The 13,162-nt window shown below is 66.6% G+C and carries 14 protein-coding genes; 4 read left to right on the forward strand and 10 right to left on the reverse strand.

Going from position 1 to position 13,162, the window contains the following annotated elements; genetic code table 11:
• Positions 1 to 172 precede the first annotated feature (172 nt).
• The gene (locus IE237_RS40085; RefSeq protein WP_229844246.1) at positions 173 to 1,798 is read right to left on the reverse strand and encodes a hypothetical protein; all 1,626 of its coding nucleotides are present in this window, start codon (positions 1,796 to 1,798) and stop codon (positions 173 to 175) included.
• A 191-nt stretch (positions 1,799 to 1,989) separates the two neighbouring features.
• Positions 1,990 to 2,973, reverse strand: a complete 984-nt coding sequence (locus IE237_RS40090) for a site-specific integrase (protein WP_229844253.1) — start codon at positions 2,971 to 2,973, stop codon at positions 1,990 to 1,992.
• Between the two features lie 30 nt (positions 2,974 to 3,003).
• Between IE237_RS40090 and IE237_RS40095 the strand changes: the two genes are divergently transcribed.
• Positions 3,004 to 3,351, forward strand: coding sequence for a helix-turn-helix transcriptional regulator (locus tag IE237_RS40095; RefSeq protein ID WP_189807157.1), 348 nt, complete (start codon positions 3,004 to 3,006; stop codon positions 3,349 to 3,351).
• 163 nt (positions 3,352 to 3,514) lie between these two features.
• On the opposite strand, the gene IE237_RS40100 is transcribed toward IE237_RS40095, so the two are convergent.
• From IE237_RS40100 to IE237_RS40110, 3 genes are all read right to left on the reverse strand, one after another.
• Complete coding sequence (locus IE237_RS40100; RefSeq protein WP_189807158.1) at positions 3,515 to 4,147, reverse strand: hypothetical protein; 633 nt, start codon at positions 4,145 to 4,147, stop codon at positions 3,515 to 3,517.
• Between the two features lie 142 nt (positions 4,148 to 4,289).
• Positions 4,290 to 5,525 (reverse strand): hypothetical protein, encoded by a 1,236-nt coding sequence (locus IE237_RS40105; RefSeq protein ID WP_189807168.1) that lies wholly within the window; start codon positions 5,523 to 5,525, stop codon positions 4,290 to 4,292.
• Positions 5,525 to 6,391 (reverse strand): YwqG family protein, encoded by an 867-nt coding sequence (locus tag IE237_RS40110; protein WP_189807159.1) that lies wholly within the window; start codon positions 6,389 to 6,391, stop codon positions 5,525 to 5,527. Before IE237_RS40110 ends, IE237_RS40105 begins: the two co-directional genes overlap by 1 nt.
• A 203-nt stretch (positions 6,392 to 6,594) precedes the next feature.
• On the opposite strand from IE237_RS40110, the gene IE237_RS40115 reads away from it, so the two are divergent.
• Entirely contained in the window at positions 6,595 to 8,106 is a 1,512-nt protein-coding gene (locus IE237_RS40115) for a serine/threonine protein kinase (protein ID WP_229844266.1), read from the forward strand.
• Between the two features lie 58 nt (positions 8,107 to 8,164).
• Here the strand turns inward: IE237_RS40115 and IE237_RS40120 are convergent, their stop codons facing one another.
• Positions 8,165 to 8,518 (reverse strand): hypothetical protein, encoded by a 354-nt coding sequence (locus IE237_RS40120; RefSeq protein ID WP_189807161.1) that lies wholly within the window; start codon positions 8,516 to 8,518, stop codon positions 8,165 to 8,167.
• A gap of 48 nt (positions 8,519 to 8,566) precedes the next feature.
• Here IE237_RS40120 and IE237_RS40125 point away from each other — a divergent pair, with 48 nt between their 5' ends.
• The gene (locus IE237_RS40125; protein ID WP_189807162.1) at positions 8,567 to 9,589 is read left to right on the forward strand and encodes a nucleotide kinase domain-containing protein; all 1,023 of its coding nucleotides are present in this window, start codon (positions 8,567 to 8,569) and stop codon (positions 9,587 to 9,589) included.
• Between the two features lie 32 nt (positions 9,590 to 9,621).
• Here IE237_RS40125 and IE237_RS40130 read toward each other — a convergent pair whose 3' ends face one another.
• The 4 genes from IE237_RS40130 to IE237_RS40145 all read right to left on the reverse strand — a co-directional run bounded on the left by IE237_RS40130 (position 9,622) and on the right by IE237_RS40145 (position 12,065).
• Positions 9,622 to 10,455, reverse strand: coding sequence for a hypothetical protein (locus IE237_RS40130; protein ID WP_189807163.1), 834 nt, complete (start codon positions 10,453 to 10,455; stop codon positions 9,622 to 9,624).
• 76 nt (positions 10,456 to 10,531) lie between these two features.
• A complete protein-coding gene (locus tag IE237_RS40135) occupies positions 10,532 to 11,440 on the reverse strand; it encodes an ImmA/IrrE family metallo-endopeptidase (protein WP_189807164.1) in 909 nt (302 codons plus the stop codon).
• Positions 11,437 to 11,826, reverse strand: a complete 390-nt coding sequence (locus tag IE237_RS40140) for a helix-turn-helix domain-containing protein (protein WP_189807165.1) — start codon at positions 11,824 to 11,826, stop codon at positions 11,437 to 11,439. Before IE237_RS40140 ends, IE237_RS40135 begins: the two co-directional genes overlap by 4 nt.
• Positions 11,823 to 12,065, reverse strand: coding sequence for an acyl carrier protein (locus IE237_RS40145; protein WP_229844273.1), 243 nt, complete (start codon positions 12,063 to 12,065; stop codon positions 11,823 to 11,825). The genes IE237_RS40140 and IE237_RS40145 overlap by 4 nt, the downstream gene beginning before the upstream one ends.
• Positions 12,066 to 12,206: 141 nt before the next feature.
• Here IE237_RS40145 and IE237_RS40150 point away from each other — a divergent pair, with 141 nt between their 5' ends.
• Complete coding sequence (locus tag IE237_RS40150) at positions 12,207 to 13,082, forward strand: nucleoside triphosphate pyrophosphohydrolase family protein (RefSeq protein WP_189807166.1); 876 nt, start codon at positions 12,207 to 12,209, stop codon at positions 13,080 to 13,082.
• Positions 13,083 to 13,162: the final 80 nt, after the last annotated feature.

Below are 13,162 nucleotides of genomic sequence, written 5' to 3' on the forward strand. Positions count from 1 at the left end.
GGCGGGATCTTCGTCGTTTCGGGGGTCGTTCGATGCCTGTTCGGGGTGGTGGGTGGCGGCGTATCGGGTCTGGCGGGCTGTTGGGCAGGCGGCTGGCCGTTGCCAGGGCATGCGAACCGGCCCCGGTCGCCCGGGGCTGGTGGTCGTGATGTGTGGCTGTGACGCTGCTCGATCAGAGATTGGCCGGCGGATGCCGCCCCTTGTCGAGTGGTGTGGGGACGGAAGACAGGTTGCGACCTGGGGCAGGCGGAATGGACTCGAAGTCGGCGTCGGAGAGTCGGCTGCCGGTGCGTTCGTAGAGCCAGGTTTCCAGGATGTCCAGGTTTCCGATAGCCACCATGATCGCGATCAGGATCGTCTGGGCCACCTGGCCCGGCGCTCGGCGGTGCATGGGGTTGCCGATGTCCATGTAGGCGCCCTTGAGGCGGCCGTTGAGGCCTTCGTTGTGGGAGCGGATCGGCTTGTAGATCCGATCCCAGGCGAGGCTGAGGTAGTGGCTGTCCTGTCGGAACTTAGCGATTTTAAGGTCTCCGGCTGCGTCGGCGGGGACGCTGATCGCGGAGGCCCCGCAGACGGCGGGCAGCGCCTCTTTGCTGGGAGGGTCCGTCCACTCTCTGTCAGGGAGCTGGATGGTCGGGCGAGCCGAGGCGTGGCTGGCGCGGGACCGGCGATCCGCCAGTTTGATCACGGTCTGAGGCGTGCCCGAGGCGGTCGGTCGTGCAGGGCGGAGGCGTTCTCGACGTGGACAGTTCACCGAAGGGGACGGTCCGGCCGCCGGGCATTGCAGGCGCACGGTTCCGCGGGCGTCGGCGTTCTGCTTGAGCTTGAGGAAGTAGGGCAGTCGCTCGGCGACCACCGGCTTCAGTTCATCGAGCCGTCGGCGGAAGGTTTTGTCGTCCATGCCGTGAGTGGCCTGAGCCAACGCGTTGGGGATGTGCGGGCAAGCAAGGGAGCCGTCGAGCAGTACGGCTCCTTGCCAGCTGCCCTGGATGCCACGGTCGGCCGCCTTGTAGTCCAGGGCAAGGTGGTAGCCGAGTCGGCGTACGGGGATCTGAAAGTTCTCTGGCGAGCAGCCGGTGTAGGCGCGATCTGCGGCACAGGTACCTGTCGGCAGTCGAAGCTCGGCGAGGTGCTTCAGCACGGTGACCGCGTTCTCGCCTGTACGGACGGTCGGAGTGTCCAGGGTGAGGCCGAGGCAGAGCTGCGGGTAGGAGGGCGCGCGGCGGCCCTTCGCGGCCCCTTCGCTTGTGCGGGAGTGGGCGGCGACGAGCAGACTCGCGCTGTAGCCGAAGATGCCCTTGTCGGAGCCGCCGCTGAAGTGCCAGCCGGCGGTGATCTCGACGGAGGCCGTGCCCGAGTAGTCGCTGTCCGGGTTGGCCAGAACCGGGATCGAGGTGGCGTCCACTCCCACGTCACCGGCCCAGTGCCGCAGGTATCCGCGTTGCTGTGCCAGCCGGACCGGGACCAGTACAAGGTCGTTCGCCAGCCTTTGGAGCCGGTTCGCGGCGGCGCGGCCAGCAGTCTCATCCCAGACAGCGGAGTGGATGTCAGCCTCCGCTTGGTCCAGGCGCCGGCGCCGGTCACAGCGTGCCGGGTCGAGCACGGTGGTGATCCGGTCCAGCCCTCGGTAGAGGCGACGACTGGCAGCTATGCACGCGCGTGCCGTGGACGGTGGCATCTCGGGGATGCCGAGCCAGGTGCGGGCTGCGGGCTGGAGACGGAAGTGCAGGATCCGCCAGGCGTCGGAGACTGTAGCTCGGCCCGTGTAGTACACGGCGAGCATCAGGCCGGCCAACACGGTCCTCGGCCGCACGCCTGGTGGCCCAGGACGGCCTCGCCGCATGTCTTCCAGCTGCTGGGGCAGGCCGGAGCGGTCGAGGACGGTCAGCAGCTGGCCGACCTTCGAGTCTGGGATCTCAGTGAGCCGTCCAGGCCGCAGTCGTGGTCGCGCATGGCGGGCGGCCAGCTGATCGGCTTCAGGTCGCGCCCTCACGAGCGGCGGCCACGCAGCAATCGGATCACCTCCGCCCTGGGTAGTGGGGGCACCCAGTGGTGGTAGCCCGCCAAACCGGCAGGGGAGGCCATGCCCGCGGCGGAAGCGACCGCCTCCGGACTGATGCCCTCGGAAAGCCGGCCGACGATCCACGTCGACCGCAACCGCCGAGCGGAGAGCGGCGGCAGACCCGCGTGGGGCCGATGGCGGGCAGGCCAGGACGAGACGAGGTTCTTGGCTGCCGCGACCTTCCGTCCCGGCCGGAAGAGGAATCCGGGTCCGGAGGTCTCTGCCAGCTCGGCCAGCGTGCCTTCCCAGTCGGAGTGGCACGCCACGAGTCGGCCGAGCAGCTTCTCCTCCAGCACCGCGACCCCGCCGGAGGTCACGCGAACATGGCTGCCTCGCATGGGCGGGACCTCGCCCGGCATCAGGCCACACCCGGCTCCGAGCGTCATGAGCGCGAGGCCGTCGAGTCGAGCCTGGTCCGGCAGATGATTCGCCCAATCCCGCAAGCGAGCCAACTCCCCAGCACCATAAGGCGGCTGAGGCGTGCGAGGCGAGGAAAGCCGAGCCGGAGGGGCCTCTCCGCGCTGGACCCACACCAGAGCCTCCCGCGCCCGCCGCAGCCAGGTCCGGTAGGTCAACACCGTCGAGTCCTTCGCCGCAACGCAGCCCGACAGGATGAAGGCGTCGATCGTCTCGGTCCGCAGCCAGGTTCCCGGGTCGCGCGGCAGCCCGCTCCGGTCCGCCCAGACCGCGATCCGGCCGATCACATGCAGCAGATGCTCCGCCGCGTAGCAGGTGGCCGGAGCTGTCGCCGCCACGGTGGCTCTCACCAGCTCGGCGACCGGCGCCCACTGCCGATGCGGCAGTCGGGGCCGGTAGTCGCGGATCTTGCTGGAGACCTCCGAGCTCAGTGTCACAGACCAACAGAACCGGCTGGACAAGCAGCCAGTGAAGACGTCGAAGGCGATCTTCACGGAAAGGAGTGCATCGACATGGTCGGAGGTTTGGCCCGCAAGACCGCGCCGAGAGACCTTGCCCGCGATCCGGAATCCTGGCCCGACTCCGCCGTCGACGACGTCGCCGCCAGAGTCGTCCAGGCCATCGCCCGCGAGCTCGCGCTCGCCCTGGAGCGCGAGAAGCGAAGCCTGCGGAAGGTCTCTACCGGATCCGGGGTCAACCGGCAGGCCATTGCCGACCTGCTCGCCGGCCGGTGCTGGCCGGACGTCGTCACCGTCGCCCGCCTGGAAGATTTTCTCGCCGTCCCGCTGTACCCACGGGACGGAATGCGCAGTACGCATCAAAATCGGCCTTCCCGTCCCCAGGGAAACCTGTCCCAGGGAACGACGAAATAGGCCACGCGCCCCCGAGGCGAGGCGGATTGCTCTAGCCTCGGGGATGCGTGAGCCACTACGAGGGTCCACGTCACTGGCTCCGAAGAGGGTCCAAGCTCAACGGAGCCCGTCCCCTTCTCCCCGCAATGGGAGGAGGGGACGTCTCATGTTCGGGGCGGCGGCGTCAGGCGTTCCCTCCCTGCGATTCCGTGACCCGGCGGGCGGCGAAGGTGCCGATCGGGTGCTCCACGGCACGACCGCTCTTCACCAGCCGCTTGCACGTTGCACGGGTCGTCTCGTTGGGCGCCCGGCCTTCCCCGCCTCTCGCAGGACGGCCAAGCGCCTCGGTGATGTCCTTTACCTTCATCGGCCGTCCAGCACTCACGAGGATCTGCTCGACCGCCTGCATCAGCTGCCCAGACGGCGACCGCGAAGGCCCGCTCTGCCCGGCGCGCGTCTCCTCTGACGGCTTGCTCGGTTCCGACTCGTCACCGGCGGACGCATCGCCGTCCTCGCCCTCCGCGTCAGCTTCCTGCTGGGGGCTTTGATCGTCCTCGGACGGCGCCGAGCGGCCTGCGAGGAGCTCGGCGAGAGCTTCGCTCAGCTGATCGCGAGTGCTCGCGTACTTCGCCGCCTCGACTCGGAGGTCCGCGAGCTCTGCTTCGAGCTCCGAGATCCGCTCCAGCGTCCGATCGGTCTTGCCGGAGTAGATCCCAACAGCCGTCCGCAACCCGGGAGCCGCATCCGGCTCGCCCGCCCCTGTGAAGTCCATCCGCCCCTCCTCGGCCCTCCCGTACGACAGGACAACGGCAGTCATCGTAGGGAATGCCAGTCGTGCCCGGCAGCCAAATGACCAACGAAGTCTGGCAGTTGATGCACAGCGGAGCGTGAGACTGATGTCTGGCGTCCCTGACCTGCGCGTCTGCGATGCCAGTCGTAATCCTTAACGTCGTCAACAGCTATGGCAGGTCACGCTCTACTGCGATTCCTGACGCCACGTCTTCGAGGACGAGGTCCGGAAGGATGGCCATTCCCAGACTCTGAAGATCCACGTTCGGGCTGTCTGCCTTCTCTGCAACGCGAGGCAGCCAGGAGGCCAGACGGTCCAGTGCAGGTACCAAGCTTTCTCGGTCGTCATTGAGCAGGGCTGCCACGAGCGACACGACATCGGCGCGGGAGCTGCCTGCTGGAGCCGGGAGAGCGGCCAGCCCTGAGAGTGCGCGCTGGTCATGAGTGCCACAGAGCGCCGTGAGGGCGGCGAGAGTGAATCGGACGGCATCGCTCTCGTCCTTCCAGCGGGACAGCAGCCTCGGCAGGTCGCTGCCGATGGCCCGCCGTGTCAGGTAGTCAGCCGCAGACTCCTCCCAGGTGCCCCCGAGTGCGGTGATGCGGTCGGCCAGGGAGACTGCTGCCGCCGGCCCCGAAGCAGCAAGCCGCAAAAGGTTGCCGAGTAGAACCAGCCGGCTGCCGGGCGCGACGCTGTCGTCGCAGACCAGCTCCATGAGGAATGGGACAGCCTCGACGGTGGTGTCGGTGCAGGTGCCTTGGTGGGCCACGGCATCCACGAGATCGCCTAGGAACTCACCCGTCGACCCATAGGGCTCGCCGAACGCGAACTCTTCATCGAGTAGCCACCCCACGGCATCCGGAACGTCCTCCGCGCTGCCGTACATGCGCTCTGCGACCGCCACCACGGCCTGGACCACCACTGCGGGCTCACCGACCTCACTGCGCTCCCACGGAGGACCGGCCGGAGGTCGCGCGGGATCCTTGGGCAGAGGACTCGGAAGGGCGACGTCGGCGCCGGCCTGCTCATGGACCAGGCCGTCCCGCTGGAAGACTCTTTCGGCAGTGGCGGCATGTCCCTCGCTGTACCCCTGCTGGAAACCGCCGTGGGAACGGGCCACCTGGGCCACCCGAATCCGTTCACTCCGAAAGAACGGCCCAAGAGCCATGCGCTCGTACCCGTTGTAGACGGCCAGCGAAAAGACCTGCCACCACCCCTCCAGCTCCGGGTCCATCGACGGCTGGCCGTACCAGAAGCTCGACGGAACGAACCGGAAGTGATCGTGGACGCGCACCGCCGTCAGACGGTGCCCCATCCCGGACAGATCAGCCGCGGCGGCGCGGGCAGCGCCCTCACTCGGCAGGCTCAGCGTGTACTGGACTCCCCAAGCGGGAGGCGCCGCGGTCATCAGCTGCACTGCCAGGCGAACATCGCCCGCTCGAAGCGCCGCTCCGCCAGATCCTCTGGGCGGATCAACCAGTACAGGGCTCCGGCATCGCCCCACATCATGTCTGCGGCGTCCTCGCTGTCGAACTGGGCCAGCAGCACCCAGTTGCCCGCCTCCTTGGACAGCCGTGGGTCGGCCCAGGACACCTCGCCGTCCAGGACCGCCTCCGCGATCTCGATCTCTACGGGGTTCTGCACCGAGTGAGCATGGCCGCCGATCTGGTGCCCTACCTCGTCGTCGAACTCCCACAGCGCCTCGAGGAACTCCTGCGAGCAGACGGGGTGGTCGTACCGGTTCCCCAGCGGGGCGCTCGGCGCGAAGGCGGCCCGTACGGACGGATGCCAGGGCTCGGTCGCCGTCATCTCCACCCGAGCGGCCAGCGGCACCACCGGATACGGCTTGAGCCGTGCAGGCGCTCCAAGCTCCGCCACCTCCTCGTCAGCCGCCACATAGAACACACGGGCGCCCGCCCAGCTCTCCCGGTCCTCAGCCAGAACGAGAGCATCGCCGTCGTCCAACTGCCCGTCGAAGTAGAAGAACAGCAGCGTCCCCGCTGCGGGCAGATCGATGTCCAGCGCAGCCGTCGGCAGGCGTGCGCAGTCGATCGAGGCGATGAAGGAGAGCGGACCGTGACCCTCCCATGCCGGCCACTCTGCGGTGGCCGGCAAGGTGGGCAGGCCGCCAAGATGGCCGACCACGTCGTCAGAGCCAGCCGCTATCTCAAGACGCACACCAGGGCGAAGTAGACCGAGCCATTTCTCGGCAACCTCAGGCGACAGATGCTGTAGGGCGAGAGAGCGCAGGGCATCTTGGGAACCATGTGTCATGCGGCCGATCATCCACGGCGTCACTGACAGAACTGGTTTCGGGGCGAGCGTCTCACTGCTCGATGGCACCGCATAGGATCCACCGCCAGCAACGCTTGGCCTGAGAGGTAGCTCACGTGACCGCCCGAATCCTTCTCGCGTCTCCCGGTGACCCGGCTCGTGTCGGCCCGTACCGAGTAGTAGGCCGCTTGGGTAGCGGAGGAATGGGGACGGTGCACGCCGCTCTGGACAGCCGCGGCAATCGTCTTGCGGTGAAGGTCGTCCATCCTGCTCAAGCTGACGATGAGGAGTTCCGTGCCCGCTTCCGGCGCGAGGTGGCCCTGACGAGCAGGGTGAACGGGCCATGTCTTGTGCCCGTGGTGGCGGCGGACTGCGATGACGAGCGTCCATGGCTCGCCACGCCCTACATACCGGGGCCTACGCTCCAGCGGCACATTGCCGTGTCGGGCCCTCTCCAGGGGGTGATGCTGCACGCTTTGGCAGCTGGCACTGCGGCTGCCTTGGCTTCGGTCCACGAGGCCGGTGTGATTCACCGGGACATCAAGCCAGGCAATGTGATCCTCTCACCCGACGGTCCGCGCCTGCTCGACTTCGGCATCGCGCATGCCCTGGACGGCACCGCGGTCACCCGCACCGGAGTGCTGACTGGGACGCCCGGCTGGATCAGCCCGGAGCAGTACCGCACTGGTGCTGCGGGGCCAGAGTCCGACGTCTTCGCCTGGGGTGCACTCATTGCCTACGCCGGAACAGGGCGCCATCCGTTCGGCACAGGGGCACCGGACACAGTCGCCTACCGCGTGATGTCCCAAGAGCCTGATCTCTCTGGTTTGCCCGAGGACTTGCGCTGTATCGCGGCAAGTGCATTGTCAAAGGAGCCAGACGATCGGCCCACCACGCGCATCCTGAGCGAGGAATGCATACGGCTCCTCGAGCTTCAGGACACCCATGTCTTGCCGCAGCAGGTTTCAGCACACACTGTCGTTGACACCCTGGTAGCCAACCATTGGAACGCGCCACCTGCACGGGTAGACGCCTGGCCCATCGCCCGGAGTGACGGCCGGGCCCGCAGATACAGCTTCATCGCGACCGCAGCACTCACCGTCCTGAGCATCGGGGCCGCGGCCATGTATGCAGCCACGCTTCATGCAGGGCAGGAATTGCCGTCCATGGCGTCAGCCAGCACCGCACCCACGGCATCCTTGCCCCTTCCGGTTGCTGCCTCTATCCGCCCGACGAGCGCCACTCCTTCCGCCGCCATGGCCAGCACGCCAGCTCCCACAGAGGCACCGCCGGAGACGCAACCGGCCTACACCCGCAGTGACAACGCCCAGCCCACCGTCGAGGAGTGGTCGGCCGCCCGCGATGCCATGACAGCCTCCGAGAGGGACATCGCCGCCGCCATCAACAAGGAGGTAGGTCCATTCCTCCGCGACGAATGGGGACTGTCCGACGGCGTGCAGGTGACGTTCAACCCCGAGGCGCAGACCATGTTCCTCACCGCCGGCCCGTCGGTAACCGCCTGGGAGAACGGCGGTGACTACACCGACCTGCGGCGCAGCATCATGTTCAGCGGCTGCTCCTACGGCAACGACAAACTACGCACCGACATCAACTGGCCCTACGGGCGAGTGGTCGTCGTCTACCGAGAGTCGATGGCGAAGCCTGTAATCGCTGACTACCGGGAAGTCACCAACGGCATGCGATGCCGTGTCTGAACTAGCGATGGGCCCTCTTTGCTCAGCGCCCCGTTTTTAGCTGTCGCCGTGTCCACAGTTAATGCGCGTCGTTGGTAGTGGAGGGATCGCTGTCTAGTCGTGCGCCGCCGGTTGTGCTGTGGCGGGAGTCACGGCGAGGTCCAGGTCGCCGAACTGCCGGCCACTGCTCGGCTGCGGAGCGATTGGCCTCGTCCAGGGCATCGCTGTTTAGTGCGCGGTAGTCCCGCATGATGCCAGCAACAAACTCGGGGGACAGGTCGGCATGAACCACGAGGGCCGCGAGCAAATGGGATCGATTGATGTTCTCACCAGCGGCGATCCCTGCGGCGACCAGCTGGTCGAGACGCTCATTGACGGCGTCGGGCCATGCAATGAGAGTGTTGCGGCGTTCCGCTCGCCACAGCAACTCCATACTGCGCCCCCTCTGGCCTCAAACCTATACCCGATATATATTGACCTCATGGTGACCACGCTGCAAGCCCGACCGCGGGTTCGCCGGACGGAAGACTCCGAGCTCTCTAAGCCCGTGCGGATTGCGGGTCGTGTGCTGAAGCCCACGCCGGTGTTCGATACCTACTGGCGGTTCGCGGCCGTGCGGCAGCAGGTGTACCTGGCGCGCTTGGGGGAGGCCCAGGCGCCGGCGGTACCGGACCCCGTGCTTGCCCAGCATCGATTTACCAACTGCTTTCGGGCGGCTGATCGGGTCAGTCAGTATTTGATCGGCCACGTGTCTTACCGCGGTGACCAGGCGTGGCAGGAAGTGTTCTTTCGTACGTTGCTGTTCAAGGTCTTCAACAGGATCCAGACCTGGCAACTACTTGAGGAGCACCTGGGCGAGGTCACTTGGCAGGGCTACGACTATCGTGCCGTGGACCAAGTGCTGTCACGGGCATTCGCGTCTGGGGAACGGCTGTACTCCGCTGCGTACATCACCCCGCCCCCGAAGCTGGGGGAGCAGCGCAAGCACCGCAACCACCTACGCCTGCTTGAGATGCTGATGGACCAAGGGGCGCCTGAGCGGGTAGAACAGGCTGCCTCAATGCAAGAGGCTTACCAGGTACTGTTGGGCTTTCCGGCACTCGGCCCGTTCCTGGCCTACCAGTACCTGATCGACCTCAACTATGCGGCAGGGCTGTCGTTCTCCGAGATGGACTTCGTCGTTCCTGGCCCGGGTGCCCGCGACGGCATCCGCAAGTGCTTCGGCGCCGCCGCGAGCGGCATCGAGGCCGAGGTGATCCGCTACATGGCGGACACCCAGGAGGAGCACTTTGCCCGCCTCGGGCTCATCTTCACGGGACTGCGCGGGCGCCCCTTGCAACTGATCGACTGCCAGAACCTGTTCTGCGAAGTCGACAAGTACGCGCGCGTGGTCCACCCGGACATCGCGGGCATCAGCGGCCGCAGCCGCATCAAACAGTTGTATCGTCCTGACAATGCCCTCCTGACTGCCTGGTTCCCACCCAAGTGGGGCATCAACTCATAGTGGCCAGACGAGTTGACGGTTGTTTGTTCCGGTCAGTCCACCAGCCGGGCCTGGCCTCGGAGAACCGGACGCAGGGCTGAGATGTCACGTTCGATCTGGGCATGACCGGCGATCACCGTCAGTGCGCCGGGGGACACCTCGGCATGCTTCGCCAGGTAAGCAAGTAGCCGCCCCAAGCCCAGGTAGTTGCCGTAGGCGCGGGCCACCATGTAGTGGCTGCGGTAGAGGGCCACGGCGTGCAGGACCCGGTCGCGGTCCAGCTGGAACGAGCAGTGGCTCAGGCACGGGAAGCCGCGCAACCCGTTGTCCTTCCCGGCGGCGTGTACCGGCGCAGACCACGTGCCTGTGTCCGCGTCGGCAGCGTGGTCGCCTTCGGTGAGATCGGAAGCGGGCTCGTCGTCGGGATGAGCGATGTCCATCTCGTACGCCGCAGTCATCGGCCCCCTGCCCGCCGCCTGGCGGCGTATCCGGTCGATGAGCGCAGTCAGCTGGTCCACCGGGCCATTCTCGCCGGGATAGGCCACGATGCGCCCGAAGTAGGTGCCGGCCTTGTTCCCGCGGTCGATGCGGCGCAGCCTCGGATACATGTTCCGGTACCGGCGCACCAGCTCTTCCGGGGTGCGGGAGACGGCAGCGAGCTCGGCGGGGAAGAGGGTGTTGGCCACTGTCTCGATCGGCGCATATCCCTGCTCCTTGCGCATCTGGTCGAACTCGGCGCGCACCTGCGGATCCTCTGCCGCGGCGTTGGCGATGCGAACCACGGTGTGCAGGGCGTCTCGCTTCTGATTGCCGGGTACGTCGAGCTTCAGGCAGGCCTCCCGCCAGGCCAGCGACGTGTTCGCCTTTTCAACGATAAAGAGGGACATCACCGTGCTCCTGACGTTGGAGGTGTGCCAGTGGGAGAGCAGTGCGAGGAAGAGCAACCGATACAGGAGGTGCAGTTCAGGCGGGCCACAGGCTCTGGATACCGACGCGTGGGGACTGGCGCTCCAGGGTGAACTCCAACAGCCCGGTGGCCCCGGGGAAGTGCGCGGTGGCCGAGGCTGCACCGGCGAACATGTCAGTGACCTCTGCAATTCCAGAGGCCGAGGCATCGCCCAAGGAGATCTGACCAAAGGCATCCTCGGGGCGTTGCAACGCGGGCGGCAGGGACTCAAACCTTGCCCCGGTGTTGCTCAGGACCACTATGTCGCCCGCATCAACCCGCACAGTGGTGCCGTGTGCGCCGGTGTCGATCAGGTGGACGTGGGCCTTCCCGGGCACGGTGTCGCCCGCGAGGTGCGCCTTGATGGAGGCGGGCTTGACCCGCAGCCACTCGGTCTTCTGCACCCGAGACAGCAGCCGCAGCCGGTGCAGGTGGGTCACCGTCCCGGCGTAGGAAGTGCCCAGAATGCGAGCGATTCGATAGGCGTGCTCGGGGACTAGAGGACGATTCACCCCAACCTGGGCCAGCGCGCTCTGGACAGCAGGCGGGGGCATCAGGAACCAGGCCGCGAACGCCTCTGCCACCTTCTCCTCGTCCGGCCAGGACCCGTCCCCCCACGTGCGAGCGCGGTCCAGCTCCTCGTCCAACGATGTTCCGTGGCCGGCTCGATGGTGCCCCAACTCATGAGCGGCGGTGTGTCGTTGGGCCACAATGTCCAAGCTAGCGTTCAGCAGCACTGCGGGCCCGTTGTCCCGTGGGGCGGCGTACACCCCGAACAATCGCGGCATGGGCCGCGCCATCCCGACCATGCCAGCGCGCAGTAGTGCGCCGTACACGTCGACGTATCCGTTGCGGTCGATAGCTAGGTCGCGGTGTGCCTTTACAGCCTCCATCGCGGCGACCTTGTGGGCCACGTCCCAGTTCACTCCCCGGGCTCCCTCTCCTTCTCGCTTGCCCGTCGGAACTTCAAGAATTCGGCGAAGCTCAACACTTCCTCCCAGTCGCCGTCGCTCAAGCCGACGAGGGCGCGCGGCAGCCCGGCCAGTGCATGCTCCCCCAGGTCGGCCTCCTCCTCTTTTGCGAGGAAGTAGGACACCGGCCGCATGTACAGGCGCGCGAGTTTCTTCAGCTCAAGGCTGTCCACCCGGCGAGCGCCTCGTTCGATGTCGCTGACTGCCGAGCGGGGGATACCGGTCATGTCGGAGACGTGCTGCTGCGACATGCCCAGGTAGTCGCGGGTGTTGCGCAGGCGCTCCCCGAGCAGTTCGAGCTCAGGGTCGCGGCCGCGAAGCGCGGCAGGTTCGGGACTCATTGCTTTTTCCTCTCGTTGATCACTTTCAAGATGGTGGTGGCGAAGGTGCGCACCGACCGGGTGGAGCGGGCGGCCTCCTCGTCTGCGGGGACGCTGATGCCATAGCGCTCCTCGATGCGCGTCAGGATCTCGACGATGAGGATGGAGTCGACTGGCAGCTCCTCGCTGGCCTCCTCCAGCTCCATCCGCAGCTCGTCGGGATCCCGGTCCTGTAGTTCGGCCAGGAACTCCACGACCACGGTGACGATGTCCTCTAGGGAGGGCTCGGTGGTGTTCAGCAGACTCTCCTGTCCGTCTGATTTTCCGGCAGCGCTGCTCTAGTATACGACATGGGTCGGGATTTCCGACCTGCGTGATGGAATTCCCGACAGGAGGAAGCTGTGGACCTCAACCGCTACCAGCAAGCCGCCATCAAGACGCTTCAGGATCCCGCCCCGGGTACTGATCCTGTCGTGGTGCCCCTGCTCGGCCTCATCGGCGAGGTCGGCTCTCTCGCCACCGCCTACAAAAAGCGCCTTCGTGACGGGCCCGGCCTCGCCTCAGGGAAGCAGCACCTTCGCGAAGAACTCGGCGACGTCCTGTGGTACGTCGCTGCTCTCGCCCACCGCTTCGACCTCAACCTCGAAGACGTTGCCGCCGCCAACCTCGTCAAGATCGGTGACCGGTGGCGGCCCACCCCGGCCGCCGACCGCATCGTCTTCGATGCCCACTTTCCTGAGTCGGAGCGACTCCCGCGGCAGGCCACCCTCACCTTCACCGTCCAGCGGCGAGACCGTGACGGGCGTACCGTCGCCATCTTGACCCGCGAGGGCACCCCCTGCGGAGACCCGCTGACCGACGCGTCTCACATCGACGACGACTACCGCTTCCACGACATCTTCCATCTAGCTCATGCTGTTGTCCTTGGCTGGTCGCCGGTCTCTCGCTTCTTGCTGGGCTGCAAGCGCAAGAGCGACCCCAAGACTGATGAGGCCGAGGACGGCGGTCGTGCCATCGCCATCGAGGAGGGCATCTCCGCTCTCGTCTTCTCCTACGCGACCCGTCACGGCTACTTCGAGAACGTCCGCCACATCGATCACGAGTTCATCAAGACCATCACCTCCATGACTTCTCACCTCGAGGTCAGCGTTCTGCGCTCGGCCGACTGGGAGCAGGCGATCATGACGGGGTACGACGCCTGGCGGCAGCTTCGTGCCCAAGGTGGCGGAACCGTGCATCTGGATCTCGATGAGCAGACTCTTACGGTCGAGCCGTAGGTCAAGGTGCTATTGGGTGCCTGGTTCGGTACCCCCGCAGCGGCTTACCGCCAACTGCGGGAAACGATCACTCGCCTGCT

The organism is Streptomyces tanashiensis (genome assembly GCF_014648895.1).
GTDB classification, from domain to species: domain Bacteria; phylum Actinomycetota; class Actinomycetes; order Streptomycetales; family Streptomycetaceae; genus Streptomyces; species Streptomyces tanashiensis.

Coding starts and splice junctions, on each gene's coding strand:
- IE237_RS40125 (WP_189807162.1), top strand. CDS start 8,567: ATGGTGACCACGCTGCAAGCCCGACCGCGGGTTCGCCGGACGGAAGAC.
- IE237_RS40120 (WP_189807161.1), bottom strand. CDS start 8,518: ATGGAGTTGCTGTGGCGAGCGGAACGCCGCAACACTCTCATTGCATGG.
- IE237_RS40105 (WP_189807168.1), bottom strand. CDS start 5,525: ATGACCGCGGCGCCTCCCGCTTGGGGAGTCCAGTACACGCTGAGCCTG.
- IE237_RS40100 (WP_189807158.1), bottom strand. CDS start 4,147: ATGACTGCCGTTGTCCTGTCGTACGGGAGGGCCGAGGAGGGGCGGATG.
- IE237_RS40130 (WP_189807163.1), bottom strand. CDS start 10,455: ATGTCCCTCTTTATCGTTGAAAAGGCGAACACGTCGCTGGCCTGGCGG.
- IE237_RS40110 (WP_189807159.1), bottom strand. CDS start 6,391: ATGACACATGGTTCCCAAGATGCCCTGCGCTCTCTCGCCCTACAGCAT.
- IE237_RS40115 (WP_229844266.1), top strand. CDS start 6,595: ATGGGGACGGTGCACGCCGCTCTGGACAGCCGCGGCAATCGTCTTGCG.
- IE237_RS40140 (WP_189807165.1), bottom strand. CDS start 11,826: ATGAGTCCCGAACCTGCCGCGCTTCGCGGCCGCGACCCTGAGCTCGAA.